Genomic DNA, 24,458 nt, shown 5'->3' with positions numbered 1-24,458 from the left:
GGTGCGCCGATCCCGCGTCTGTCGCGCTAGAAAGCGAAACGATAGCGATCCAGCTTCGCCTCATCGAGTTCCACGCCGAGCCCGGGGCCGTCCGGCACCGGGATCGAGCCACTGCCCAAGTCGAACTTGCGGGTCACGATGTCGTCCGAGGTCTTGAGCGGGCCGACGCATTCAAGCCCACCGAGCACGGCTGGACTGGTGCACGCCAGCATGATCTCAGCCGCCGTGTTCACGCCAAGCCCGAAGCCGTGGCCGATGACGACCCGCATGCCGGCCGCGCTGGCCGTTTCAAGCATGCGACGGCAGGTCAGAAAGCCGCCCTGCTTCATTACCTTGAGCTTGACGATGTCGGCACAGTTGGTGCGGATCACGGCGATCAGGCTGGCATGGTCGGTGATCGACTCATCTGCCATCACCGGCACGCCAATGGCTTGCCGCACCTTCGCCATCCCGGCGAGGTCCTCGGCAGCCACCGGCTGCTCCAGCAACTGCAGGCCGACCGGCTCCAGCAGGCGCCCCAGCGCAATGGCGTCCCCCACGCTGTAGCCGGCGTTCGCGTCAGCGCGCAGGGCCATGTCCGGCCCCACCGCCTCGCGCACGGCCATTAGCCGGTCGCGGTCGGCCTTGATGCCGCCGCCGACCTTGACTTTCGCCGAGCGGAAGCCCCGGTCGAACCACTTGCGCGCCTCGGCGGCCGCCTCGTCCGGCGGCACGATGCCGATCCAGGCGTTGAAGCGCAGCGTGTCGACCACGGCGCCGCCGAGGTACTGGTGCACCGGGATGCCGAGCCCGCGCGCCAGCATGTCGATGCAGGCCATCTCGATCGCCGCTTTCGCGTCGAGGTAACCGGCGCGGCCCTGGTCCATGCGGCGGACTACCTCGTGCGGGTTACCGGCGTCGCAGCCGCGCACCAGCGGCGCGAAGTCGTCGCGGATCGCCAGCAGCGATTCCTCGATGGTCTCCACCGAATAGCCGGGCGACGGGTCGATGTTGCCGAGGCCGACGGAGCCGTCGTCGGCGGTCAGTCGCACCACCGCACTCTTCTGCACGGTCTTGGTCACGTAGGCATTGCGGAAGCCGGGGCCGACCAACGGCACGGCCACGCCGAACACCTCGACATTGCGGATGGGAAGATGCAGGCCGTTCATGGTCAAGACTCCAACGCCATGCCGGCGGTGGCCGCATTGAATGCCTGGACCGCCGTGCCCTTGATCTGGGTGCGGTGCATGACGCGCGTGGCGGATGGATCGAAGGCGTCGCGGCGGTGCAGCGTGCAGCGGTTGTCCCAGAGGATCAGGTCGTGCTGGCGCCATTCCTGGCGGAAAGCAAATTCGGGGCGGGTGGCGTGCTCCCACAGCGCGTCCAGCAGGGCGCTGCTTTCGGCGAGTTCCATGCCGAGCACGTAGCTGTTACGGCGCCGGCCGAGGAATAGCGCGGGGCGGCCGGTATCGGGATGCACGATCACTAGCGGATGGTGCGCGCCGGGCGCCTCGCGCGGGTCGGTCACTTCCTTCATGCCTTTGCGCATCATGCCGGCGCTGTTATAGGTCGCGTCGTGGATCGCCTTGCGGCCATCGATCAGCGCCTTCACGCGGTCGGGCAAGGTCTCGTAGGCGAGGTACATGTTCGACCAGTACGTGTCGCCGCCGCCGGGCGGCACCTCCAGCGCGTGCAGCAGCGCGGCACGCGGGGGGCGCTCGATGTAGGTCATGTCGCAGTGCCAGACCGCCTCGCCGTCGCCCAGGTTGCCGATGGGCACACCGTCGACCTTGACGTTGGAGATGACGTTGATCTCGGGAAACTCGCTGAGGAAGGGCTTGCCATACGGGTTAGGCCCCGGTGGATCGAGTTCACCAAACACGCGGCTGAACGCCAGCAGTTCCGGGTCCGTCAGCGCCTGTCCCCGGAAGCGCAGCACGAGGTGCCTGCCCCATGCCTCCTGGAGTTCCGCCAGGGTGTCGTGGTCGAGCGGCTGGCGCAGGTCGATACCACTGACCTCGGCGCCGAGACTGGACGCGAGCGGCGTTACGGAAATGCGTGTCATTGGCTGTCCTCCCGTCATGGATTGGTGGAAGCCAATATAGACACCGGAAGTGATACCGTAAATGATATAGATTCTGGATACCGCTATACTCGCCCGGTATCACCTCTTCCGGACCCTCCGCGCCATGCCATCCGCCCCCGACAAGCCCCTCCAGCGGCGCCATATCGAGGCCCTCGTCGCCGTGGGCGACCACCGCTCCGTGCACCGCGCCGCGCGGGAAATGGGCGTGCCGCAACCGGTGCTGTCACGCCTGCTGGCGGAAGCGGAAGGGTTGCTGGGGGCGCGGCTGTTCGAGCGGTCGAGCCATGGGAGCTCGCCCACGCCGAAGGGGATCGCGGTGCTGTCGCAGGCCCGTTTCGTGCTGCGCGCGATGCAGCGGCTGCACGATGCAGCCTCGGAGTCTCCCCGCCAGCCGATCCGGCTGGGCTGCATCCCGCGTGTGATGCACACCCTGCTGCCCGGCCTGTTCGCGCGGCTCTACCCAGCCGGCCCCCCGGAGACCTCGACGCACCAGTTCCAGGTCATCGAAGGCAGTTCACGGGCGCTGTTCGAGCAGCTTGCCGCCGGCAAGCTGGATTTCGCCATCGTCCGCAGCGCCGCGCAAAGGGCGGGCGACCACGACGATCTCGTGCTGGAGCGCCTGTACCAGGAGCGCACGGTGATCATCTGCGCCGCCGGGCACCCGGGCATTCCCGATCGGACCGTCGCCCTGTCGAGCCTCGGGGACCAGAACTGGGCGCTGCCCGACGGGGAAACCAGCTCGCGCATCGCCTTTGACGAGTTCTGGCACGAGCACGGCCTGCCACGCATCCGCCCGGTCATCGAGACGCGTTCCTTCGAGTCGAACCTGGCACTGGTGGCGGGCACCAGCCTAATTTCGATCGCCCCGGAAGCGGTGGCGCGGCGGCACGTCGCGTTCGGGCTGCTGCGCATCGTCAAGGCGCGCCAGCCCATACCGGCTGACCCGGTGGTGCTGGCCTTTTCCCGCATCGCGCAGGAGGATCCCGTGCTGGACGGCTTCCGGCGGATGATTCATGAGACCGCGCGGACGGTTCGGGAACTGTCGCAATAGGCGTCGGATAACCGTCAGCGCTCGGTCGCGTTAGACGCCGACCTGCCGGGCGAACTCGGCGGCAGCGTCGTTCAAGTACGACGGTTCCCCGCGCATCGGCGTCCTGCACGGTGATGCCGTCGCCGACATGACCGAGGTCGTGCCCGGTCGCAAACTGCGGATGATCGACGTGCTCCGGCTCGGCGACGGTGTGGCACACAAGCCGATGCGGGAATGCGCCGCGCCTACCACTGAGCGAAATCCGATTGCGGGCACCGGTGCCGCGCCCGGGCAATTACCTCGGCGTGGGCGGGAACTACGAATCCCACTGGCAGGAAGCCGCGCACCTCGGCAGCAACGGCCGTAACATCCGAACTGGTTCAACAAGCAGACCGCTTGCGTGACGTCTGCCACGCTAATCTGCGAGTTCGCGGCCAGATTGCGCCGGCCGGCCACGGATTGCCTATGGCCGTGTCGGCCGACGAACTGGCATCCGGGCTCTGCCTGCCAAAGGTCCGTTGAGCAGCCCATGAGCGGTCATCCAAGACGGAGGCGGCGATCGTCTCTTCATCGGCCGACCCGGTCAGCCAGGATTCCGGGAACGACTGAGATGGTTGGGCGCGAGTACCGATCGGTTGCCGCGACGATGGCCAGGTCGACGTCCGTAACCGCGATGGGAGCGCAATCCATCCGCGCGCCTCAGCGATGCGACGCGATTTGGCCCGCAGCTCTCTCCGAGCTCTCGCGTCGTCGTGGATCTTGCGATGACCGTTCAAGGGCTCGCACTTACGAAGGCTTGACGGTTTGGTGCCGCCACGAACGCGGCGCCGTGTCGCGATTCTGTTCGACGACGGCGGTTGTGCACGTCTACTCGCCCCATCGAAGCTCGGAAGAAGCGCCTGGCTGCCAGGCTGCGTTCAAGCGTCCACCCCACCATCGACGGGTGATCAAAGCCACATCTTCCCGTTGTCTATCTTGCACGCAGCCTTTATCGTCCATGGCGGGTCCCTACACGCAGGCGGCCGGATGAACAAACAAAACGATAAGAAGGGTGGTCATGGGCTTTTGGGGAACGACGGGGAGGCTGCTTTGGGGGGCGACGAAGCTGGCCGGCAAGGCCGCGGCCGTCACAACAGTCGCAACGGCGAAGGCCACAGTGGCTACGGCAAAAGTTGCCTACTAGAATCGCGAGACGATTGCTGACGTCGCCAGCGGCACCGCGAAGGCGACCTGGCAGGTCGCTAGGCTGGCCGGGAAAGGCACGGCTTACGTCGCGGGACAGGTGTACACCAATCGGGACGCTATCACCGGCGCCACGGTCGGCGCGGTCAAAGGGACGGTCGGTGCCATCAGCGACCTTTCCGGCCATGTGGGGAAGGACAAAGAGATCGTAGCGCAGACGTCGGCCCTGAAAGAGCAAGGCCAGCGCTACAAGAGTCTTCAAGTGAAAATCCAGCGCAAGATTGGCCCACGTCCGTCGAAGCGCGTTCTCCTCGATTCCACCTTGGTCGGCGGCGAGACCCTGGCCACCTACATGCACATGGGAGAGGTCCCGCCAGAGCTCCAGCGTGCATACGAATTGGCCTACCCGAATTTGGCCGCCGATCACTCACTGATCGAGGAATTCCGGCGATTGAATGCAATCGGCCACCGCCTGCACGCAGCGCGTGTAGTCCGGCCAGCGCGCTCGCGTGACCGATCTGGTCTACAACCTGAGGAGGCTGGGAGCCTCCTCTGTCGGCGGGTGCGGTCGGCCTTCGCAGCGCGCCGGCGTCCTGGGGCGATTGTCAACTTAGGGGTGGCAACCGGAGACCCGGCAAATGTTCGCTTGCGGGCCAGTTTGAACCGGTCGATCCCCCTTTTTGATCACCGAGTGAAATACGGCGCTGCAAAGCTTCATTCCTCGTCCGAGACTTCCGTCGGGTACGGTTCGCGTTTCGTCATCGCACTATGACATCAGCTGTGACCAAAAGTGCATAACACGCTCTTGTCCCGGTAACCTGTGGGCCCGATCAGTTGACATCGATATTCATCAGGGCACGGACATGGGCCATCGTACCTGTGGCCAAGGCGTCCAGGCTATAGCCCCCTTCCAGAATCGAAACGATGCGCCCTTCGCACGTCGCATCGGCAATATGCATCAGCTCACTGGTAATCCAACGAAAATCGCTGTCCTCGAGGTTCATGCCTGCGAGCGGATCCAGGCGATGCGCGTCGAAGCCTGCCGAAATGATGATGAGTTGGGGGTCGAATTGGCGTACTGCCGGCAGCATGTCGGATTCGATCCCGGCACGGAACAGTGCCGAGTCACAACCACGGGGCAACGGGACATTGACAATGTTGTGGTTCACGCCGGTCTCGGATCTGGCGCCCGTACCGGGATAGAACGGCGACTGGTGGCTGGAGGCGTAGAACAACTCCGGGCGGTTGAAGAATGCTGCCTGGGTGCCGTTGCCATGATGGACATCGAAATCGACGACCGCGACGCGCTCCAGCTTGTGTACATCATGAGCATAAGCCGCCGCGATTGCAGCCTGGTTGAAAATGCAAAAACCCATCGCCCTCGCTGGCTCGGCGTGATGACCACACGGGCGCGTGGCGCAAAACACGTTGCGCGCCTGCGCGTTCATCACCACATCGACGCCAGCACAAGCTGCGCCGACGCAGCGCATCACGGCTTCCCACGAGCCTGGCGACATTACCGTGTCGCCCGCATCGAGTGGCATATAACCATGCTGCGGGGCGCTCTGCGCGACCTCATCGATGAAGTCCCGGTCATGGATCAATTGCAACTGCTCGACTGTGCCCATTGGCGCATCGCGCCATTCCAACGAAGAAAACTCTGGCGACCGCAGGGCCTCCAGCACGACGTTCAGACGTTGAGGCGACTCCGGATGGTGGGGCCCGGGGCGATGATCGAGACACGCAGCATGGGTATAAACAATGGTAGTCGTCATTTTCGGCTGAGCGCGGCACGGCCCGCGTCGTCTCCTTATTGTCCCGCGTCGGCAATGGCTGGCTCCATGGCACTTGAGGGCGCGAGAAGGAGCAACTTCGTAGGCAACTTTCAGCGTGCCTGGGCTGCGGCCGCTGTGGGCGGGGCAATCTGCCGAAAGTCCCTCTCGCTAGTCATGACAACCCACCTTGATATACAATATATCACTGAATCCACTATGTCGCACGTTTGCCATACTCGACCCCTCGCTGTTCGGTCGTATGTCCTTCACTGGCCGAACCTGTCAGGGGGCCATTGCCGCCGGGCCGGCATCGGTTGGGAATCGCCCAGGAGCGGGATGCGGTCTTGATTGTGCCGACTGGCCTCGACGAATGCTCATCCGTGCCGCTGTTTATCATGTTCCATGGCGCTGGTGGTTTTCCCTTTCCCCCCACACATCTTGGCGGAAATGGATCGCGCGCCGACGGTCGCTCTCGGTCATCAGGCGCGAGGGCAGATCCTCTACGTCAAGTTGCACCGCAGTGCTGACGAGAATTGGCTTCGGTGGCTCCTTCTCGCGGTAGTTGCGCCAGAGTACGTCCCATCCACCATCGTATACACGAAGGACTAAGAGGCGGTCGTTGTAGGAAAGCACGTCAACCCATCGCTCGGGCTGACTATCGAAAACTGCACGAAACGCATTGACCGAAGCAGTGACTCTCTCCAGTTCCGCTTGCGTTCGTCAGCATTGCAGCCAGGCGGCCAATAGCTCTTGTCAACGACGGTCTGCATCGGACCGTGAACCAATTTGTCGTCAAGGAGTCCCCACTGCCACGAGCAAGTCGTGACGACGCGCGAAGAGGTTGTTGGCACGTTGGGGCGCAGTTCCAACGTCCACGCGGTAGCCCATCACCATCGAATCGTCGCTGGCGATTGCGCGTGTAGCGTGATCAGGCATGCCTGGAAGTTTCACTTTGCTCCGACGTGGCGTCCCCTGAAGACTGCGGTGGACGGACGTTGGCGTGTCGCTGTTCGGACTGCCCAGGCCTAGATCCTATGAATGAAGACGGGTCGGTAACGCACGCAAAGCGATCCTAAAGTAAAGGTGCGACCCATTCACCTTGGAGCACGTCATGCAACCGACCCGTATCAATCATTCTATACCCGCAGAAGATGTATTGGCAGTGGCCCTGGAGCTGTCCAACAACACCTGGAAAATCGCCCTGCACGACGGCAAACGGGAGAAGCCTGCGATCCAGACTGTAGCTGCAAAAGTTCCGGCATGCCGCCTGGACGAAGCGATGCAAGCGATCGAGAAGATCAAGACGAAATGGGGAATTGGCCCTGGCGTGCGCACCGTCGTGTTGTACGAGGCTGGTCAGGACGGCTTCTGGATCGAGCGGGCGCTATCGAAGCTCGGATACGAAGTAGTGATCTGCGACCCCGCCAGCATCCCGGTGGAGCGGCACGCGCGGCGGGCCAAGACCGACCGACTCGATGCGATCAAGCTGGTGTTGTGCCTGCGCGCCTGGCTGCGCGGCGAACATGACCGCATGCACGTGATTCGCGTACCGGCCGTTGAAACCGAAGCCCAGCGGCACCTGGTGCGCGACCGGGGTGAACTTCAAAAAGAAACGCTACAGCACCGCGACCGGATACGCAAGCTGCTGCGAACAGTGGGTTGCTGGCAAGACGTCGAAGGCGATATCGCAAAGCGGCTAGCAAAGGGAGAAATCTCCTGCTACGACGGCGCGGCAATCCCTGCGCAGTTGCATGCGCGGCTGACCCGGGAGTGTCAGCGCTTGGCCTTAGCCCAGCAGCAACTCGCTGCACTGGAAAAAGACCTGGTCAGGCAATTGCCGGAACCCGCACAAAAGCGTATTGCCGACCTGCAACGGCTCAAGGCGGTTGGCCCGGTCGGCGCGACACGACTGGTGCTCGAGCTGTTCTGGCGCAGCTTTGACAACCGCCGGCAGGTGGGCGCCTGTGTCGGCTTGGCGCCGCAGCCGTACGACAGCGGCCAGAGCCGGGTCGACCAGGGGATCAGTAAGCAGGGCAACCGGCGCGTGCGTTCTCTGCTTATTGAAATGGCGTGGCTCTGGTTACGCTATCAGCCCGGCAGTGCGATGGCGCAGTGGTACGTGCAGCGCACCCAAGGCAATAGCCAGAACAAGCGGGGCAAGCGCATCGCTATAGTCGCGGTGGCGCGACGGCTGGTCATCGCTCTGTGGCGCTATCTGACGCATGGAATCCTACCCGAGGGAGCGCTTCTGAAAAACAGCAAGACCACAGGATTAAAACGTTCAGCCGGCGAGGTGGCAGCAGTTTGAAGGCATGGCGGCAACGCTCGCATTAGCTGCTCCTGTCCGTCATATCGCAAGTCAGTTCGAAGTAGACAAGCCCGTGCAGCCTGCTGGTTGCAAACGCAACCGACACTACTAGATGGGGCTTCTCGCATCAAGGTCGCCTTAGCGCAACGCGCATGCAGGATTGGGCTGGGCAAATACCAGCGGATAGAAGTTGGTGGGACGTCGAAGTCTCACGTAAAGATGACCGGGAACTTTGAAACTGGTGAACAACAGCGACAGACGCCTGTGGTAAGCGCGAGCTAGATTAAGGAAGAAGTTGGATCAATTTGCGTAAAAATTCTTGCCTTCCGACTCATCATAGAAGCAGGCTGCTGAAGTACTCATCGCGCAAGAGCCAGAGCTTCCCCAAAGAGGCGCTGATGGGTTCGCTTTTTTCACAATCCGGGAGCTGGGCGTCACTGCATCGACGTTTTCGGCGATTTGGCGCCCATTGCCGGCCTCATTAATGCGATTACTGCCACTGCGGACGGATTTGTCCCAGCGAGCGCATGCGCACGAGGTTATAGGCGGCCATGCTCAGCACAAACATCTGGTCAACCTTCTTTAGTCCGCGCACCATTACCTGGCGCATGCGCCCCACAGTCTTGGCCCAGCCAAAGCCTTGTTCGATCAGCTTGCGCTTCTGCTGCGAGACGGCATAACCGGCGCTGCAAGCAATGGCATCAGGAACGGCCGAGCGCCGCCCCGAGGTGTTCTGTGCCACGTGGGGCGTTACCTTCATTTCCAGGCAGGCTTGAATGAATTCCTGCGCATCGTAGCCTTTGTCCGCACCAACGGTGACTTCCACATTTAGGTCTTCAGTTACCTGCCTGGCATCGTTGAGCATGACCTTCGCGGCTTCGCGCTCGGCGTGTCCGTCCGCATTAGTCACCATGGCGCTCACCACCAGTCCGTGTCGGTTGTCGCTCAGGGTATGGCCCATGTAGCGCAGCTCACTGGCGGCTTTGCCCTTGCGGTACAGCTTGGCATCGGGATCGGTCTTGGACGCATGCGTCTCGTTGCTGCGCTTGCGGCCCTTGAAGTTGGCGCCGCCGCTGTCGTCCTCGTCGTCGCCGTCCTTGCGCACGAAGCTCTTGTGGCCTGCCCACGCCTGAATCAGCGTGCCGTCGACGCTGAAGTGCTCGCCCGACAGCCAGTTCTTCTTCTGCGCGATGGCCAGCACCTCGTTGAAGAACTCGATCACCGCATCGTGCTTGATAAGCCGTTCGCGGTTCTTGCTGAACACGGTGGGCACCCAGACCACATCATCCATGGCCAAGCCAATGAACCAGCGAAACAGCAGGTTGTACTGCGTCTGCTCCATGAGCTGACGCTCCGAACGAATGCTGTGAAGCACCTGCAGCAGCATGGCCCGCAGCAACTTCTCCGGCGCGATGCTGGGCCGACCGCCCTTGATATCGGCCTCATACATCTGCGCGAACAACCGGTCAATCTTTGCCAGCGCCTGATTGGCCATGGTGCGGATCGAGCGCAGCGGATGGGCCTTCGGCACGAATTCATCCAGCCGCCGCATGGTGAACAAACTCTCGGTGAAGGTGTCAGCGCCGCGCATGAAATGTTGGGTTGGATGGAGTCCTCAGATCAACGCTTCAGCCAGTCGCCGCGCTGACGTCTGCCGGAGGTATTTCAGCGGCCTGCTAGTTGCGGCGCTTCGTTAGATCGATGCCAATCACCGTTATGTTGTCGATCCCAGGATACTGCTTGGAAATCACGCTCCAGTGTTCCTGAAGGGCGCTGATGAGACCATCGAAGCCAACACGGTTGGCCGCTCCTGGAACATCCCATCCCTGCTTTTCGCGGCGATAGAGCGCAACGGCAGTAGCCGGCCATGAACGGTCTTTCACAATCTGTCGAGCGTTGCACCGACAGCGGTCGGAGAGAGAAGACGGCACGAGCTCGGAATGGAGCGCGCTTAAGGGTTTTCGAGGGCGGGCCGTTAACCCGATATAAGGGCCCCTTGCCAGGAAGGAGCGGGCCCCACGCAGGAGGGCGACGGCGGACGCCCCCGGTACCTTCATTCAAATTGCGGAGCAGAGAATACGAATGGCCTATCGACATGACCCGGACCTCGAGTTCTTGGGCAAGCTGAAATCTAGCGATCTGAACGACTTGGTGCGCTGCCTGACGCACGACAAGGACGGGAGCGCGCGGTTGACGGACGAGCTCACGATGTCGGATCTCTACAAGAAATACGCTCCCGACCACAACCGGTATTGGCAGATCATCGCTGCGGAGGTGCAGTGTTTCGGGGGAAACACGTTCGCCACAATGTTCCGAGGCGGGAAGGGAGTAACGTACAAGGAGGTGCTGTGCGATGTGTGCGACAAGCTCGACGTGAACTACAGCAAGAAGTCGTCGGTCGAGACCATCGAAGGCAACCTGCTTATGAAGATCCTGCAGGATGCTCTAGCGAAGATGACGCCCGAGCAACTCCGTGAGCCTTCGACGTGCCGACCACGATCACCACCGTCGAAAGCGACTCGTTCTCCGGCTACACCTACCCCGAGCTGCTTGACGTGTTTCCCGGAAAGGAAACTCTGGAGCGGACCTCGATGAACTCGTGGGACGACCAGAAGGTGCGCGACGCACTGGCCGCCCACGGCCGCAAGAAGATCGTCGTGGCTGGACTATGGACCGAAGTCTGCAACACCACCTTCGCACTGAGCGCCATGCTCGAAGGCGACTACGAGATCTACATGGTGGCCGATGCCTCGGGCGGCACGACCAAGGAGGCTCACGACTACGCCATGCAGCGCATGATCCAGGCCGGCGTGGTGCCGGTGACCTGGCAGCAGGTCATGCTCGAATGGCAGCGCGACTGGAAGAACCGCGACACGTATGACGCCGTGACCGGCCTGGCCAAGGAACATTCTGGCGCGTACGGCATGGGAATCGACTATGCCTACACGATGGTGCACAAGGCTGCGCAACGTACGGCAACGACGCACGATTCCATCGCGCCCGTGCATGCACCGGTGATCGAGCACTAATTACCTCCAGTCCGTGCCGAAGGCTTCGCGGAGCTTTCGGCACCATACAAACGCCCGCTGCAACGCCCGCCACGACTCATTGAGCAATGACACACAACCAGAAACTTGCCACGAAGTGGGAAATGGCGGCATTTGCGTTCGTTACCGGCTTCACTGCAAACGCCCACACGTCTTCGTCGCTGGGCGTTGTCTCAGGCACGCTCGCCGTTTGCTCGTTGATTGCGCGGACCACGCTTGGCTGGCAAAGCAGCCCGCCAGCGAGCGCCGCCATCTTGTAGCAGCCACCGGCATCTCCTCCGCCGCGACTCTGCTCACCAGCAGGACGGCCGAACTGAAGAAACTCACGGCGGACCGACTGCGGTCGCGATAAGCACAACGTTATCGAACCTTATGTTCGTCCCCCCAGGGAGCCCGCCTTCGCGCCGATGGAACTGCCGGCCATGGCGGGCTGACCGAACTGACTGAGTCCAGTCGGCGCGCACCCGGACTGAGCGTTGCCTGGCGGAAACCGCATACCCGCCATCGGCACAGGCGGCCGTGCTTCGCTCGCGGACGTCGCTTGCCGGCCATGAAGCGTCAATGGCACTCGCGCTCAATCGGTCATTCGAGTGTCGGCCTCAGCCATGCTTACGGACTTTCGTCTCCAGCGGCGCGACAGCCACGATTCTGACTTTTCGGCCTTCCTAAGGATCTGGTTCTTCGAAGAGCAGAAGCACTCGCTGGTGCTGATGGAGTACCTGCGGCGCCTCCGGCCGGACCTAGTGCCGCTGGGTTGCGCACGCACGCGCAGCTTGCCGGGTTCGGCAAGCTGCGCATTCGCTTCGAACGTCGCCTCGATATCCATCTCGCTCTGCTCATGCTCGCCTGCGCTGTCATCTCCTCCCGATTCGTTGAGGAGTTTTGTTAGTGGCCCTTAGCTGGGCAGACAGCTACATCGGGGACGCTGCTGGTTACACTGGTTAATATCACCCGCCAGCAACAGTTGCTCAAACAATTGCGGACCGAGGCTGTGACGCAGCTTTCCGATCAAAGAGGGAAGCACAGTTCAACCCAAAACTTGTTGCCTTGCGGCCGATTCTTGCACGTCGAACTCGCGCTGATACTTGAACACAATGCCGGCCGCCGGCGACCACATGTATCGTAGTTGCGGCCCGACTGCGACAGCTTTTCCGCGAAACCCATCCCCTGGTACGGGCGTGCCGTTGACTTTGTCATCGGTAAACTGCTTCAGCAGATATCCCTGAAGTCCGATCTGGAACTTGCTGTTAAGCGAATAGCCAACAAGATACTCAAGTGCTGCAACAGCGCCAGAGTGATATCGAGTCGCTGAATTCGGTGAACTGATCTCTACGAGCGTGGTGGTAGAGACTTCAACTGCGGGCGTAGGGAACCATGTCGTACTGAGGTGCGGCATCAGTGCATATGTATTCCGGCCAGTGTTCGCCACTCGGTTGGCGGAGTAGGACCCGCTCGGCACTGCAATATCGGTGGCCAGGAAGGCGAAGAATGATCGCGATGGATTTGAATAACCAATCAGCCACGGCTCAAGGATGATGTCTCCAATTCCATTGCGCTTTCCGCTGCCGCCTGGCGTGTCCGCTCGGAGATGAACGATTGGGACGATTACACCACTGGACACAGTAAAGGGGCCGAGTGTGGTGCCCCATGTATGAATGACACGCGGGGCGTCAACAAACGCGTTCAACTGGAACCCGGGCAGGAGACTTTCTCCATTCGGGCCAGCGAACTTTCTGGCATCGTAGTGGAGCGTGTAATTGTAAAACTGGGTTTCACCAGGCGGTGGCAATATTCCATTCAATACGGTATTGACGCCCATAGGGTAACTGGTCTGTCCATTCTCGGTTGCCTCGACCTTCGAGGCGAGCAAGCATGCGAGCGCAACCACCGCCAAAAATCTCGCGGGCACTTTAATCATGTCTCCTCCGTCTCTTTATTCTCTTTTTCGGCTGAGGGCTCCGGGCATCCGCATCAGCCGGTCAAGCGCGCCTACGATAACTATTCGACATCTCCGCAACTTGCCGAGACTGGCTAACGATGGCTATCGCTTCTTCGCGCTTTTCCAGGTCAAGGAGCGACCTGGACGGTTCCCCGTGTCAGCGATTGACGAACGAGACGAACTCGTCCAGTTCCAGCTTGCGAAGCTCCATGTTGTTTTCCGGAAAACTGTTATCTGCATAGCCGAGTGACATTCCGGCCACGATCATCTCCTCGTCGGGAATGGCGAGGCCTTCACGAAGGACCGCCGATTGCAGCGACCAGATCTGCTGCGGGCAGGTGTCCAGCCCCCGGGCGCGCGCGGCCAGCATGATGTTCTGGAGAAAGCAGCCGTAGCAGATGAAGCTGGCCCATTCCAGGCGCCGGTCCATGGTGAAGATCAGTCCCACTGGCGCATCGAAGAACCGGAACTGCCGTTCGACGTCGCGCCGGCGCCCGACGATATCGCTCCTGTGCACGCCCTGCGCATCGCCCAGCATCCCGCGAAATGTATTGAAGCGCGACGAGAATGGCGCCGGCAATTCCTTTGGAAAGAACGGGTATTCGGGCGCCAGTCCCTCAGGATCGGCGCGATACGCCTCGACCGCGGCTCCCGCAATCTTCTCGCGAGCCTTTCCGGTCAGCACATAGCAGCGCCAGGGCTGCGTGTTGCTCGAACTCGGCGCGTATTTCGCGACCGACAGGATGTCCCTGACAGTCTCGATCGGCACCGACTGGTCAAGGAAGCCGCGCTTGCTGTGGCGTCCGCGAATCAGCGTTTCTGTAATCTGGATTGCCTCCATCTTCATGTCTCCGTTCTCGTGGTGGGGGTCGCTATGGTGGAAAGATCATAGACACGTCCGCTGCCTTGTGAAGATGGCGAAACTTGAAAGCTTCGTTCGGAAACAACGAACGACAGTCGCCCATCCGCACATGTCCGGCGTCCAAAATCCTGAACGCTCCGTTCTCCAATTCCGCGCGCACGCGCGAACCCGATTCGCCTATCTTCCTACTCGGGATCGGAGCCCCGATCGCATACGAGAACATGGTGGAGACGTGGAATGAACCAGTTGAAATGCTTGCCGCAGGAAGAGATTGTGTGGGGACACGACGTGCTGAAAACCGTCGCCCCCTCCATGGGGAACTACGGTATCCGCCGTCCGATGACGTTCACGGTGGAATTCCTTGAGGCATTGGACCGCGACCACTTGCAGCCTGCCATCGGCGACGGCGTGGGCACTTTCACCGGCCTGCCGCCGCATGTGCCCGATTTCGCCGTACGCGACGGACTGCGTGCATGCATCGAGGCCAATGCGGGATCGATCATCGCCCTCGGCGGCGGCTCTGTACTCGACGCCGCAAAGGCAGTCTCCTACCAGCATTTCCAGCAGACAGGCCGCTACCTGCCCATTGCCGCGATTCCGACGACCCTGTCGGGTTCGGAGTTCTCCCACTACTTCGGGGTGACGGAAACGGACGGTCCCCAGAAGTTCAAGCGCAGTTATGCCGTGCGCGAAACGACACCCAGGCTGGTGGTGATCGATCCCCGGATGATTGTCGACACCCCACGTATGCTGCTGCTGAGTTCGGCCATCAAGGGGATCGACCATGCGGTGGAAGGCATGCGCCGGGTCGACGTGGATCACCCTCACGCCATCCTGGCCGCCAGGGGCGTGGAGCGCTTCCTTGCCGTGCTGGAGAAGTGGCCGCGCAAGCTCGAAACGCGCGAGGCCATCGCGGGCGGCCACGTGTCGACCGACGACCTGCTGCAGCTTCAGCTCGCCGCGTGGCAGTGTTACTTCTATCCTGCTTCGGTCATCTACGGCCTGAGCCATCGCATCGGGCACATCCTCGGCGGGACGTTCGGGGTCCCGCACAGCGTGACATCATGCATTGCGCTGGCGCCCGTCATCCGCGCCTGCGCCGACGCCTATGGCCGAAAGCTTGAGATTTTCTCCACGGACCGTGGCAGCCGCACGCCCGCCGCATTCCTCGCTGACCGCATTGAGGCAGCCGTGGACGCACTGGAATTGCCGAGCCGGCTCGGCGACCTCGATTTCGATCGGGCGAAGCTTCCCGAGATGGCGGCCCTGCTCAAGCAGAACTATCCCTCCGAGGTCGGCGACCTTGGCGAGGATGCCGGCACGAAGCTGGATGCGCTGTTGGAGAGCCTGTGGTAATGACCGGCCAGCCATCCGACAGCTTCCCGCATCCCGTCGGCCTGCGCCACGCGCTCGATGCCCTGGCCAGTCGGCAGATCACCGCGACAGGCCTGACGCAGATGGAGTCGATGCTGCGGACCGTCGCCGTTCCACAAAACTTGCCTGACCCCACCACCACGAGGAGACCAAAGTGAACGATACCGTCAAGCCCGCATCCCCGGCGCCGGCCGGAACGCCAGCCGGGCATACGCCATACAGTGACTGGTTACAGACAGACGTGCTCCACTCGCTGCAGCACCCGGTCAGCGATCATCCCGGCGAGCACGCCTGGATCGTATCGGCGCAGGTGTCCGAGCTGTACTGGATGCTGATCATCAAGGAAATACAGGCCGCGCAGGCGCAATTGCGTGCCGATGACCTGACCGGGGCCTGCCGGACGCTGCGGCGCGTCGTCGCCCACCACGAGCCGCTCAATGCCACATGGCGCTCCATCGCGTGGATGACGCCTGTCGACCTGCTGGCCATCCTGTCCTGCGTTGGCCCGAAGTACGGCAAGGACACCGCCCTCCAGGGCTGGACGTACCGGCAGATGGTCTACCTGCTCGGCATCAAGCAGGGGGAGCACCTGCAGCACTTCCTGCCGCAACCCCGGCGCTGGGAACAACTCAGCAAGGCGCTGGCAGAGCCGAGCCTGTATGACGACGTGCTCGCCCACCTGGGCCGCAAGGGCTTCGCCGTGCCGGCGGTGGTACTCGACCGCGATTTCAGTGTGCCCTACACGCCGGACAAGGCGGTCGAGAACGTCTGGCGCGACGTCTACGCCAACCCGGACGAGCACCGGGAACTGCAGCAGCTCGGCGAGACGCTGGCCGATATCGCGGAGGGATTCTCCGCGTGGAAGCACCTGCACCTGATGGCAACGCGCCGGACGTTCGGCGCCCGGCCAGCCTACTTCGGCACCGAGGGCATTGCCTGGCTCATGCCGACTATGAACGAGATCCCGTTCCCGGAACTCTGGTCTGCGCGCGGCTTCATCGGCGATCCGCCTGCGGTGTGTCCGCACGCCCGCGGACAGGGAAACGCCCGGGCTGCGGAGTGACGCGCTCAAGACGGTCATGGAAACGGCCTACGATCACAAGATCGCGGCGCTCGAGTCCATGATCGCCAACCATGCCGCGGACGCAGGACTTGTTGCCGCCTGTCGCACCAAGATCGCGAAGGAACGAGGCGGCATTGCGGTCCGCCGCGATGCCGCATTCCAGCGCACCGCACGCCATCACGTCGAAGGCGTGTTGAAGGCGCTGGACCGCACGCCGGGTTCCGCACCAGCCCCGTATCTCGCGGGATGCGCGTTCGCCCTTGGCGATGTGCTTTGGGGTGTCAAGCTGGTGCGGCTGGCGTATCTGGGGCTCACGTCGATGTGGGACGACCTGCCCAACGTTGCCCGCTATGTCGATGCACTGGTCAAGCGCCATTCCCTCTGCAAGGAGGCGGTCCGCGCCACGATCGACTCGCTACCGCCATCGCGCCAGATCGATGCCACGGCAAGCTGCGTGGAGACTGCGCCAGCCTGAGCTGGTTGCCATCGTGTCATCGGCCTGTGCCGATGCAGGAATCGGGCGGAGACTGCGAGTCTCCGCCCTTTTTTACCATCAGGCTTTTACTTTCAGGCTGCCACGGGCTGCGACTGGACGTGCAAGGCACGGGCGACGGTCGTCACCCTGCGGCCCTGGAATCGGGCAACCGCCAGGTGGTCGTCGTCGGGCTTCACGGTATCACGGTGCGAGACATGGGTCGCGCCATACGGGGTGCCGGCCTTGAACATCACGGCGTCAGCATAGCCCAGCGGCACGATGATCAGGCCCAGGTGCGCCATCGGCGTGTAGATCGACAGCAGTGTGGCTTCGTTGCCTCCGTGGCGCGACGACGTGGAGCCAAATACAGAGCCCACCTTGCCGTTGAGCTTTCCCTGGAACCAGAGGCCGCCGAGCCCGTCGATATAAGCCTTGAGCTCCGTCGAGATCGATCCGAAGCGCGTTGGCGTCCCGAACACGATGGCATCGGCCCACTCGGCATCGGCCTCCGTCGGCGCTTCATATATCGCGTTCATCTCCGTGGCGCTTTCGAGCCAGCCTGGAGCCTGCCGCATGACGTCGGGGCCGACGACCTCCCGCACACGCCGCATGCGGAGTTCGGCGCCAGCCTCGAGGGCCCCCTCGGCGACCGCCTTGGCCAGCATCTCGGTGGAGCTGTTCCGTGAATAGAAAACGATCAGTACTTTCGGCTTCCGCATATCGATCCCCGGCAACGTCATGCAGAGATGGGCTCGAGCCGGCCCAGCAGTTCGTCTTTGCGATCTGCCAGCCAGGGCGGGAGCTGAAACTCCTCGCCAAAATGGCCGGGCGCTTCATCGATCGCGAAGCCGATGTCGGTGGTCGTCGCCTCGAACATGACGCCGCCGGGCATCTTGAAGTACATCGAGCGGAAGTAGTTGCGGTGCACCGATTCGGACGTATCGATGTAGCCCAGGGCAAACAGCTTCTCCTTCAGGATCGCCTGCTGTTCCACGTTGTCCACCGCGAAGGCCACATGGTGGACCGTGCCTTCGCCGTAGATCGACGAGCCCTGGTGCCGGTCCGGCTCATGCAGGAACTCGACGATTGTGCCCGGGCCGCCGGTGTACGTCTCGAAGCGGTAGTAGGGTCCCGCCTGGCCTACGTTCCGGAAACCGATCGCTTCGCTCATGAAGCGGATCGATTCGGCGACATCCCGCAGCGACAGCGTGATGCTGTGCACGCCACGGATGGCATGGACTTCGGGGATATCGCTGGCCACGCAAGCCGGACGCGGGTCGAGATCCGTTTCGACGAGATCGAACTCGATGCCGCACGGATGTTGGAACCGCTGGCGGCGCTCTCCGAAGCGCTCGACGATCTCGCTGTCATACGGCACGTCCATGGCATCGAAGCGGCTGCGCCAGAACTCGAGCGAGCCCGTGGGGACCGAGTAGTTGATGACCCGCACCTGGCCCGATCCCTGACGCGCCATGACCCCCCGCTGGCGGAACGGGAACGACGTCACCAGGGTCCCCGGATCGCCATTCGCGTTGCCGTAGTAAAGGTGGTAGATGGGATCCTCTCCGTCGAGAAGCACGGTCTTCTTCACGAGGCTCTGCCCGAGCAACTTGACGTAGAAGTCCACATCCTCCTGCGCGTGCCTCACGCCGGCGGTCAGGTGATGAAATCCCTTGAGCATTGACATTGTCCTCTCCAGTTTGAAATAGGCATGTAGAAACAGCGCATAGCCGCTCCTGTGCAACAGCTTAAGACGGCAGATACCAATTGGGCAGTCGTCACGGGTTGGACGCAGGGTTCGGCAAACTTGGACAATGCCGCCCTGTAAGGCGCGGTGCGCGCGATGGCGCCGGATGGGCAATTCCCGAGGCTGTCGGGATGCAGACGCGGCACGGCGCCAAGGATTGCCCGGGCGGCAGTGGGCGCCAGCGCTGGAGTATGATCGGGCGTCACCCACTCACTCCCGCAACGAACGCCGCCGGCACTGGAATGGCCGGCGAGTCGCCATGCCATGCTAGATCTGAAGGACGTCTATTACTTCGTGCAGGTGGTCGACCGCGGCGGATTCACCGCGGCGGGCGAGGCGCTCCGGCTTCCGAAGTCAACGCTGAGTCACCGCGTGAAGGAACTGGAAGCCTCGCTGAGCGTGCGGCTCATCAACCGGACGTCGCGCCAGTTTGCGATGACGGAGGTGGGCCAGGAGTTCTACCAGTACGCCGTGGCGCTGCTGCAGAGTTCCGAGCTTGCCGAGGAAGCCATGCGCCAGCGGCTGGCGGAGCCGAGCGGCGTGATCCGCGTGACGACGGCTGCGGACATTGCCCAGTTCGCGCTACGCCACGTCCTGCCGACCTTCCTCTCCGACCACCCCAAGGTGAGAATCGACGAAACCGCCACGGACAGGATCGTGGACATCGTCGGCGAGGGATTCGACCTGGCGATCCGGGGTCATGTCGGCCAGCTGCAGGACTCCAACCTGATCCAGCATCCGCTGGCCAGGACACCGTGGTATCTCTTCGCGGGGCCCGACTATCTGGAACGAACGTCCGTGCCGACGCAACCCGAGGACCTGGCATCTCACGCCATCATCGCCATGGCGGGCAAGTGCGCGCGGCAGTGGCCGTTGCAGGGCCCAGACAAGCGCGTGGTCACCGCGCACTTTGAACCGAGATTCGAGAGCAACAGCCTGATGTCGCTGAAAGAGGCCGCGTGCGCGAACGTCGGCGTCGCAGCGCTGCCGGGATACGTCTGCCAAGACGAACTGAAGGCCGGCGCGCTGCGGCAGATATTGCCGGAATGGATCGCCGCGGACGCCCATATCACCGCCCTGATTCCATATCGCACGGGCCTGCTGCCGGCGGTCCGCACACTGGTGGACTATCTCGCTGTGGTGCTACCCAAGGTGACGGCGTTCGACCGGAACTGAGCCTGCCGAAACGCCGGACCGTCGAGATCGCGCGATGCATGACCAGCCTTGGCCTACCGCGCCCATGGGATGGAAATCGCAGCACTGCCTGGCGATATCCGCCACTGCATTCCCGTAGAACGAAGCAAAGTGCCAACATTTCGTAATCGCGGTAGGAATACCAGTTGCCCGGTACCCCCCGCACATAGATCCCGGCGTGCCCCATTCTCGCATCAAATGTGGTCCACCACATTTGGCAGAGGGTTTTTTGGTTAGCGGTCGCGGCCACATGCATATGAACAGCGGCTAGGGCGAGCAGTCCGCGACCGGTAACTAAAAAACCGTTTGTGCTAAACCGCTCCACGGGCGGTAGCGTCTATGGGCATTGAATGGTCGCCGGGATAGTCCGGCGGGTTCCACACGCGTAAGCCGACCACAGGATTGCGGTGAAGTGACGATGGCGATCGTGCGATGCTGGTGCAAGCGTCGACATCGGCGGATGGTTAGAGCGTCTTCAGGAAAGTGATGAGGTTGTGGTCTTTGCGCCAGCGTTTTACTGAGACTTTATCTGGCATGTCGCAGCGCTCGAGCGCCTTGGCTTTCATTTTAAGGTCGACCTCCGCATAGATGTTGGTCGTGTCCAGGGAGACGTGCCCAAGCCAGACGCGGATCGTATTACTCATAAGTCAGGAACTTAGCGGACAAATGGTCTATGCTTGAGCGAAAGTCATTGAAGGGAGCGCTCATGAAACGGGACGGTCGCAGCCTGGCTCACAACACGCTTGAAGAAATGCGCATCCTGGCGGTGCAACGCATGGCCGAGGGGGAGCATCCGGATGATGTCGCGGCATCGCTTGGGATGAATCGGTCGTGGGCGTACAAGATTCGCGCCCAGGCGCGCGGCCGTGGTGTACGGGCGCTGCGCTCGACCAAAGGCACGGGTCGCCCGCGCACGCTCACGCCCGCGCAGGAGCAGCGGGTGCTGCGATGGATCAACGGCAAGAATCCGATGCAGTACGGGTTCGATTTCGGGCTGTGGACGCGCAACCTGGTTCGCGAACTGGTGCAGCAAAAGTTCGGCGTGACGCTGAGTCTGGCCTCGATCGGCGCAATGCTGGCACGCCTGAACCTGACGCCGCAAAAGCCGCTGCAGCGCGCTTACCAACGCGATCCGGAGGCAATCGATCGCTGGCGGCACGACACGTATCCGGCCATTGCCAGGCAGGCTCGTGAGCAGAAGGCGGATATCTTCTTCTGGGACGAATCGGGCTTTCGAGCTGACTCGGTGCATGGCAAGACCTGGGCGCCGCGCGGCGAAACGCCCGTAGTCGAGCGGCCGGGCCAGCGGCAAAGCATGAGCGCGGCGTCCGCCGTCAATTCGAAGGGTGCCTTCTGGTTTGCCACGTACGAAGGCGGGCTCAGCGGTGAGTTGTTCGTCACGCTGCTCAAGAAGCTGATGTTCAATCGAAAGAAGGCGGTACATCTGATCGTCGACGGATTGCCAGCGCATAAGAAAGCCATCGTCAAGGACTACGTTGCCAGTACGCAAGGAAAACTGACCTTGCATTTCCTGCCCGGTTACGCACCGGACCTCAATCCGGATGAGTTAGTGTGGAGTCACGTCAAGCGCAGCGGCGTCGCGCGCTCCCCTTTGCAAAAAGGCGAAAAGCTGGGCCCGCGAATTCATGAGCAGCTTGCACAAATTAGACGCAGCCCGAAGCTCGTGCGCTCGTTCTTCAGGCACCCATCTGTCCGCTATATTTCTGACTTATGAGTAATGTCGACGCCTGAGCGAAGCATATGAACTACGAGCTGTACGCCAACGGCGTGCATGCGGCCACGGGCACGTTCGAGCGCGGTGACCCCAACCAGCAGAAAGAGCGCAACCGCGGGCTGGATGTTGGCCTGCAGTTCAAGAGCGGAGACAGCCGCATCAAGGCCGGCGCGTTCTACACGCGCTTCTCCAGCTACATCGCGCTGCTCGCAACCGGCGAGCCCGACTTCGAGGACAACGGCGAGACCTTCCCCGTGTACCAGTTTCAGGGCGTGCCGGCCCGGCTGTACGGCCTGGAAGCCGAGGGCCAGACGCCGTTGCGGCGCTCGACCTCCGCCAAGCTGGAAATGGACGGCCGGGCGACTGGACCCATGCGGACAACCTCGCAACCGGTGAGCCGCTGCCGCGCATGGCGCCCCTGCGTCTCACCCTCGGCCTGAACTGGCTCCAGCGACTGTGGACGACGCGCGTCGAAGCGAAGAACGCCAAGCGCCAGAACCGCGTTCCCTCCAACGACACGGCGACGCCGGGTTGGACGCTGGTCAACCTGGCTGCGAGCTGCAAGGTTCGCGTCGGCAACTCTGATGGGCTGCTGTTCGCCAAGGTGAACAACGTCGGCGACCGGCTGGCCTACAACGCGGCAACGATCGAAACCGTGCGGCCCCTTGCACCGCTGGGCGGGCGGGCTCTCACTGTCGGGTGCGAATTGCGATTTGAGCCAGGCCGTGCCTGCGCCGCTCGGAGTACTTCGCACCTCGAGCGGCGTGGCGTGCGCCGATGGCACGTCTCCATGATCGATCACAGGAGGTTGCTCCATGCAACGCTGTCTCACCATTCTACTGCTCGGTACGCAGGGTTCGACGGCAGCGGTGCCTGGACTCGACCTGGCCCAATTGCGACGCGTTCCGCTCGGCTCAATGACTTTGACGTGAGATTGAGAAGCGACTCATCCATGGGTCTGCATGATCGCAGCACCGGCCCCACCAGGGGCGGCACACCGCTCGACAGGGAAGGCCTTCGCGGTCTCATCCATGCGATCTATGCGGCCGTTTGAGAGCACGCTCTGCTCGGCCCGGTATGCGCCATCGGCGAGGAGCAATCGTGCCGTAGTCAATCGGGCAATCCGGCCAGCCGCAGCCCCTCCGCAAACTGGGTCAGGTCTTCTGGGCGACGGATCGGAAGCCAGTCCTTGAGATTGGAAACGCGGAGTGACGGATCGAGCGTGCGCAGGCGCTGCATCGCCTCCTTTGCTTTGTCCATGCGTCCAGCGAGCGCATGACTCGCCGCCAGAACGCCGACCGGGGCAAGGAAACTCGGTAGATTCCATTTGGCCCTTTCGGCCCAATCCGAAGCGGAGTCGAAGCGTCCTGCGAAGAAATGTGCCAGCGCCATCCCAGCCTGCATCCTGAACATTTCCGGATCCAATGGACTCAAGCGAACGGCACGCGCCAAATACTTAATCGCAGCGTCTGTTTCACCGCGACAAGCGTGCAGGCACCCGCACAGGGACCATGCAGGGGCGTGGTTCGGATTGAGCAGCAAAGCTCTGTCGAACAGCGCGATACCGCCGTCGAGGTCGCCGGTGAGATGCCCGAGTGCATGAGCTCCTCTCGTGAGCGCCACAGCATCGTCCCGGCCGAGCTCCACCGCCAGTCGCGCCAGGCGAGTGCCCTCGGCAATCTCCCGGGGCTGATCGGTCATCCAGCCATTCATCTTGCGCCAGATATAACACCAGGCCGCCATGCCATAGGCCGATGCGAAATCCGGATCGAGCTCGGTGGCCTTGTAGAACAAGGGCAGCGCCGCCTCGATTGATTCGCGCGTTCCGCTGTGCACCTGCGCGGTGCCGCGAAGGTAATAGTCGTAGGCGCACAGGTTCTCCGTCGGCTTGCGCTTGGCACGCTCGATTTCCGCCCGCTCGAGCTGCGGCGCGATGGCGCCGACCACGCTTTCCGCAACCTGGTCCTGCAGTTCGAAGATGTCGTCCAGCGTGCCTTCGAAGCGCTCCGCCCAGAGATGTGTCCCGGTCCTGGCATCGATGAGCTGCCCTGTGATGCGCACCTTGTTGCCGGTCTTGCGCATGCTGCCTTCCAGCACGTAGCGCACGCCAAGCTCGCGGCCGACGTCCTTCACCTCGACTGCGCGGCCCTTGTAGGTGAAGCTCGAGCCGCTCGCGATGACGAACAGCCAGCGTATGCGCGACAGCGCAGCGATGATGTCCTCCACCACGCCGTCGGCGAAATACTCCTGCTCGGGATCGCCGCTCAGGTTCTGGAAGGGCAATACGGTAATGGAGGGTTTACCCGGAAGGAGGAGCGCGGACGGCGGCTCCCTCGATTCTCTGGAGATGTGTTCGCCGATCTCGCCGACGAAGCGGAAACCCTTGCGGGCGACAGTCCTGACCAAGCGCTGTTCCCCGCCGGTGTCGCCAATGGCCTTGCGAACCGCATTGATGTGACTGGTGATCGTCGATTCCGAGACGATTCGGCCGCGCCATACCGCCTGCAGCAGGTCGTCCTTGCTGACGACACGGTCGCGGTTCCTGATGAGATGCAGCAGCAGATCGAAGACCTGCGGCCCGACAGGTACGACTTTCGCGCGATGCGAAAGCTCCCGGCGTTCCGGGTCGATCACATAGTCTCCAAACACGAACTGCACTTGA

At 62.4% G+C, this 24,458-nt stretch carries 23 protein-coding genes and 3 pseudogenes; 15 read left to right on the top strand and 11 right to left on the bottom strand.

Annotated features, from left to right (window positions below; translation table 11 throughout):
- Nucleotides 1-26 precede the first annotated feature (26 nt).
- Together K307_RS02285 and K307_RS02280 are read right to left on the bottom strand one after the other, a co-directional pair.
- Nucleotides 27-1,148, bottom strand: a complete 1,122-nt coding sequence (locus tag K307_RS02285) for a mandelate racemase/muconate lactonizing enzyme family protein (RefSeq protein WP_042876057.1) — start codon at nt 1,146-1,148, stop codon at nt 27-29.
- Between the two features lie 2 nt (nt 1,149-1,150).
- Nucleotides 1,151-2,044, bottom strand: coding sequence for a TauD/TfdA dioxygenase family protein (locus tag K307_RS02280; protein ID WP_155301035.1), 894 nt, complete (start codon nt 2,042-2,044; stop codon nt 1,151-1,153).
- 124 nt (nt 2,045-2,168) lie between these two features.
- On the opposite strand from K307_RS02280, the gene K307_RS02275 reads away from it, so the two are divergent.
- Together K307_RS02275 and K307_RS02270 are read left to right on the top strand one after the other, a co-directional pair.
- Nucleotides 2,169-3,116: a LysR family transcriptional regulator gene (locus K307_RS02275; RefSeq protein WP_042876055.1), complete on the top strand. Its 948-nt coding sequence runs from the start codon at nt 2,169-2,171 to the stop codon at nt 3,114-3,116.
- 1,261 nt (nt 3,117-4,377) lie between these two features.
- Entirely contained in the window at nt 4,378-5,049 is a 672-nt protein-coding gene (locus tag K307_RS02270) for a hypothetical protein (protein ID WP_042876053.1), read from the top strand.
- A 58-nt stretch (nt 5,050-5,107) separates the two neighbouring features.
- Here K307_RS02270 and K307_RS02265 read toward each other — a convergent pair whose 3' ends face one another.
- On the bottom strand, nt 5,108-6,052 hold the full coding sequence (locus K307_RS02265) for a histone deacetylase family protein (RefSeq protein WP_042876051.1): 945 nt from the start codon (nt 6,050-6,052) through the stop codon (nt 5,108-5,110).
- 1,111 nt (nt 6,053-7,163) lie between these two features.
- Between K307_RS02265 and K307_RS02255 the strand changes: the two genes are divergently transcribed.
- On the top strand, nt 7,164-8,360 hold the full coding sequence (locus K307_RS02255; protein WP_051974576.1) for an IS110 family transposase: 1,197 nt from the start codon (nt 7,164-7,166) through the stop codon (nt 8,358-8,360).
- A 490-nt stretch (nt 8,361-8,850) separates the two neighbouring features.
- On the opposite strand, the gene K307_RS02250 is transcribed toward K307_RS02255, so the two are convergent.
- Nucleotides 8,851-9,951, bottom strand: a complete 1,101-nt coding sequence (locus K307_RS02250; RefSeq protein ID WP_042876049.1) for an IS5 family transposase — start codon at nt 9,949-9,951, stop codon at nt 8,851-8,853.
- A gap of 85 nt (nt 9,952-10,036) precedes the next feature.
- Nucleotides 10,037-10,243: a hypothetical protein gene (locus K307_RS47310; protein ID WP_155301034.1), complete on the bottom strand. Its 207-nt coding sequence runs from the start codon at nt 10,241-10,243 to the stop codon at nt 10,037-10,039.
- A gap of 199 nt (nt 10,244-10,442) precedes the next feature.
- On the opposite strand from K307_RS47310, the gene K307_RS45245 reads away from it, so the two are divergent.
- The 4 genes and pseudogenes from K307_RS45245 to K307_RS45240 form a co-directional block, all read left to right on the top strand.
- Nucleotides 10,443-10,955: a DUF3944 domain-containing protein gene (locus tag K307_RS45245; RefSeq protein ID WP_268989164.1), complete on the top strand. Its 513-nt coding sequence runs from the start codon at nt 10,443-10,445 to the stop codon at nt 10,953-10,955.
- Nucleotides 10,841-11,389, top strand: a pseudogene (locus tag K307_RS02245) (hydrolase); the annotation flags it as partial. The gene K307_RS45245 and the pseudogene K307_RS02245, both read left to right, overlap by 115 nt.
- 647 nt (nt 11,390-12,036) lie before the next feature.
- Nucleotides 12,037-12,156, top strand: a pseudogene (locus K307_RS48915) (ferritin-like domain-containing protein); the annotation flags it as partial.
- Nucleotides 12,157-12,164: 8 nt separating this feature from the next.
- Nucleotides 12,165-12,296 (top strand): annotated as a pseudogene (locus tag K307_RS45240) (IS5/IS1182 family transposase); the annotation flags it as partial.
- A gap of 138 nt (nt 12,297-12,434) precedes the next feature.
- Here the strand turns inward: K307_RS45240 and K307_RS45235 are convergent.
- Together K307_RS45235 and K307_RS02230 are read right to left on the bottom strand one after the other, a co-directional pair.
- Complete coding sequence (locus K307_RS45235) at nt 12,435-13,325, bottom strand: SphA family protein (protein ID WP_230625417.1); 891 nt, start codon at nt 13,323-13,325, stop codon at nt 12,435-12,437.
- Between the two features lie 178 nt (nt 13,326-13,503).
- On the bottom strand, nt 13,504-14,187 hold the full coding sequence (locus K307_RS02230) for a nitroreductase (RefSeq protein ID WP_042881094.1): 684 nt from the start codon (nt 14,185-14,187) through the stop codon (nt 13,504-13,506).
- Nucleotides 14,188-14,445: 258 nt separating this feature from the next.
- Here K307_RS02230 and K307_RS02225 point away from each other — a divergent pair, with 258 nt between their 5' ends.
- From K307_RS02225 to K307_RS02215, 4 genes are read left to right on the top strand one after another with little or no spacing between them, the layout of a single operon-like run.
- A complete protein-coding gene (locus tag K307_RS02225) occupies nt 14,446-15,564 on the top strand; it encodes an iron-containing alcohol dehydrogenase (RefSeq protein ID WP_042876043.1) in 1,119 nt (372 codons plus the stop codon).
- Nucleotides 15,564-15,740, top strand: a complete 177-nt coding sequence (locus K307_RS47300; RefSeq protein ID WP_155301033.1) for a hypothetical protein — start codon at nt 15,564-15,566, stop codon at nt 15,738-15,740. Before K307_RS02225 ends, K307_RS47300 begins: the two co-directional genes overlap by 1 nt.
- Entirely contained in the window at nt 15,737-16,645 is a 909-nt protein-coding gene (locus K307_RS02220; protein WP_042876041.1) for a tryptophan 2,3-dioxygenase, read from the top strand. The genes K307_RS47300 and K307_RS02220 overlap by 4 nt, the downstream gene beginning before the upstream one ends.
- A gap of 16 nt (nt 16,646-16,661) precedes the next feature.
- A complete protein-coding gene (locus K307_RS02215) occupies nt 16,662-17,120 on the top strand; it encodes a hypothetical protein (protein ID WP_051974575.1) in 459 nt (152 codons plus the stop codon).
- A 92-nt stretch (nt 17,121-17,212) separates the two neighbouring features.
- Here K307_RS02215 and wrbA read toward each other — a convergent pair whose 3' ends face one another.
- Both wrbA and K307_RS02205 read right to left on the bottom strand, forming a co-directional pair.
- Complete coding sequence (gene wrbA / locus K307_RS02210; RefSeq protein WP_042881092.1) at nt 17,213-17,839, bottom strand: NAD(P)H:quinone oxidoreductase; 627 nt, start codon at nt 17,837-17,839, stop codon at nt 17,213-17,215.
- 17 nt (nt 17,840-17,856) lie between these two features.
- Nucleotides 17,857-18,807 carry a ring-cleaving dioxygenase gene (locus K307_RS02205; RefSeq protein ID WP_042876039.1) on the bottom strand — a complete coding sequence of 317 codons (951 nt, stop codon included), beginning with the start codon at nt 18,805-18,807 and terminating at the stop codon, nt 17,857-17,859.
- Nucleotides 18,808-19,131: 324 nt separating this feature from the next.
- Here K307_RS02205 and K307_RS02200 point away from each other — a divergent pair, with 324 nt between their 5' ends.
- Nucleotides 19,132-20,043: a LysR substrate-binding domain-containing protein gene (locus K307_RS02200; RefSeq protein WP_042876037.1), complete on the top strand. Its 912-nt coding sequence runs from the start codon at nt 19,132-19,134 to the stop codon at nt 20,041-20,043.
- A gap of 482 nt (nt 20,044-20,525) precedes the next feature.
- Here the strand turns inward: K307_RS02200 and K307_RS48440 are convergent, their stop codons facing one another.
- Nucleotides 20,526-20,705: a hypothetical protein gene (locus tag K307_RS48440; protein ID WP_042876034.1), complete on the bottom strand. Its 180-nt coding sequence runs from the start codon at nt 20,703-20,705 to the stop codon at nt 20,526-20,528.
- 62 nt (nt 20,706-20,767) lie between these two features.
- Between K307_RS48440 and K307_RS02190 the strand changes: the two genes are divergently transcribed.
- From K307_RS02190 to K307_RS50230, 3 genes are read left to right on the top strand one after another with little or no spacing between them, the layout of a single operon-like run.
- Nucleotides 20,768-21,796 (top strand): IS630 family transposase, encoded by a 1,029-nt coding sequence (locus K307_RS02190; RefSeq protein WP_042875959.1) that lies wholly within the window; start codon nt 20,768-20,770, stop codon nt 21,794-21,796.
- 26 nt (nt 21,797-21,822) lie between these two features.
- The gene (locus K307_RS50235) at nt 21,823-22,236 is read left to right on the top strand and encodes a TonB-dependent receptor (RefSeq protein WP_042876032.1); all 414 of its coding nucleotides are present in this window, start codon (nt 21,823-21,825) and stop codon (nt 22,234-22,236) included.
- On the top strand, nt 22,206-22,850 hold the full coding sequence (locus tag K307_RS50230; RefSeq protein WP_042876031.1) for a TonB-dependent receptor: 645 nt from the start codon (nt 22,206-22,208) through the stop codon (nt 22,848-22,850). The genes K307_RS50235 and K307_RS50230 overlap by 31 nt, the downstream gene beginning before the upstream one ends.
- Before the next feature lie 56 nt (nt 22,851-22,906).
- On the opposite strand, the gene K307_RS02175 is transcribed toward K307_RS50230, so the two are convergent.
- Nucleotides 22,907-24,454 (bottom strand): winged helix-turn-helix domain-containing protein, encoded by a 1,548-nt coding sequence (locus K307_RS02175; RefSeq protein ID WP_042876029.1) that lies wholly within the window; start codon nt 24,452-24,454, stop codon nt 22,907-22,909.
- Nucleotides 24,455-24,458: the final 4 nt, after the last annotated feature.

This window comes from Cupriavidus necator A5-1 (assembly GCF_000744095.1).
Lineage (GTDB): Bacteria > Pseudomonadota > Gammaproteobacteria > Burkholderiales > Burkholderiaceae > Cupriavidus > Cupriavidus necator_A.
The sequence above is the reverse complement of the archived record's forward strand: the minus strand, read 5'-3'. Positions and strand labels throughout refer to the sequence as shown.

What these genes read in the sequence shown, in the direction of transcription:
- K307_RS02225 (WP_042876043.1), top strand. Translation starts at nt 14,446, where the DNA reads ATGAACCAGTTGAAATGCTTGCCGCAGGAAGAGATTGTGTGGGGACAC.
- K307_RS02215 (WP_051974575.1), top strand. Translation starts at nt 16,662, where the DNA reads ATGGAAACGGCCTACGATCACAAGATCGCGGCGCTCGAGTCCATGATC.
- K307_RS02280 (WP_155301035.1), bottom strand. Translation starts at nt 2,044, where the DNA reads ATGACACGCATTTCCGTAACGCCGCTCGCGTCCAGTCTCGGCGCCGAG.
- K307_RS02230 (WP_042881094.1), bottom strand. Translation starts at nt 14,187, where the DNA reads ATGGAGGCAATCCAGATTACAGAAACGCTGATTCGCGGACGCCACAGC.
- K307_RS02190 (WP_042875959.1), top strand. Translation starts at nt 20,768, where the DNA reads ATGAAACGGGACGGTCGCAGCCTGGCTCACAACACGCTTGAAGAAATG.
- K307_RS02265 (WP_042876051.1), bottom strand. Translation starts at nt 6,052, where the DNA reads ATGACGACTACCATTGTTTATACCCATGCTGCGTGTCTCGATCATCGC.
- K307_RS48440 (WP_042876034.1), bottom strand. Translation starts at nt 20,705, where the DNA reads ATGAGTAATACGATCCGCGTCTGGCTTGGGCACGTCTCCCTGGACACG.
- wrbA (WP_042881092.1), bottom strand. Translation starts at nt 17,839, where the DNA reads ATGCGGAAGCCGAAAGTACTGATCGTTTTCTATTCACGGAACAGCTCC.
- K307_RS02250 (WP_042876049.1), bottom strand. Translation starts at nt 9,951, where the DNA reads ATGCGCGGCGCTGACACCTTCACCGAGAGTTTGTTCACCATGCGGCGG.
- K307_RS50230 (WP_042876031.1), top strand. Translation starts at nt 22,206, where the DNA reads ATGGCGCCCCTGCGTCTCACCCTCGGCCTGAACTGGCTCCAGCGACTG.
- K307_RS02205 (WP_042876039.1), bottom strand. Translation starts at nt 18,807, where the DNA reads ATGTCAATGCTCAAGGGATTTCATCACCTGACCGCCGGCGTGAGGCAC.
- K307_RS47300 (WP_155301033.1), top strand. Translation starts at nt 15,564, where the DNA reads ATGACCGGCCAGCCATCCGACAGCTTCCCGCATCCCGTCGGCCTGCGC.
- K307_RS02255 (WP_051974576.1), top strand. Translation starts at nt 7,164, where the DNA reads ATGCAACCGACCCGTATCAATCATTCTATACCCGCAGAAGATGTATTG.
- K307_RS45245 (WP_268989164.1), top strand. Translation starts at nt 10,443, where the DNA reads ATGGCCTATCGACATGACCCGGACCTCGAGTTCTTGGGCAAGCTGAAA.
- K307_RS02275 (WP_042876055.1), top strand. Translation starts at nt 2,169, where the DNA reads ATGCCATCCGCCCCCGACAAGCCCCTCCAGCGGCGCCATATCGAGGCC.
- K307_RS50235 (WP_042876032.1), top strand. Translation starts at nt 21,823, where the DNA reads ATGAACTACGAGCTGTACGCCAACGGCGTGCATGCGGCCACGGGCACG.
- K307_RS02200 (WP_042876037.1), top strand. Translation starts at nt 19,132, where the DNA reads ATGCTAGATCTGAAGGACGTCTATTACTTCGTGCAGGTGGTCGACCGC.
- K307_RS02285 (WP_042876057.1), bottom strand. Translation starts at nt 1,148, where the DNA reads ATGAACGGCCTGCATCTTCCCATCCGCAATGTCGAGGTGTTCGGCGTG.
- K307_RS45235 (WP_230625417.1), bottom strand. Translation starts at nt 13,325, where the DNA reads ATGATTAAAGTGCCCGCGAGATTTTTGGCGGTGGTTGCGCTCGCATGC.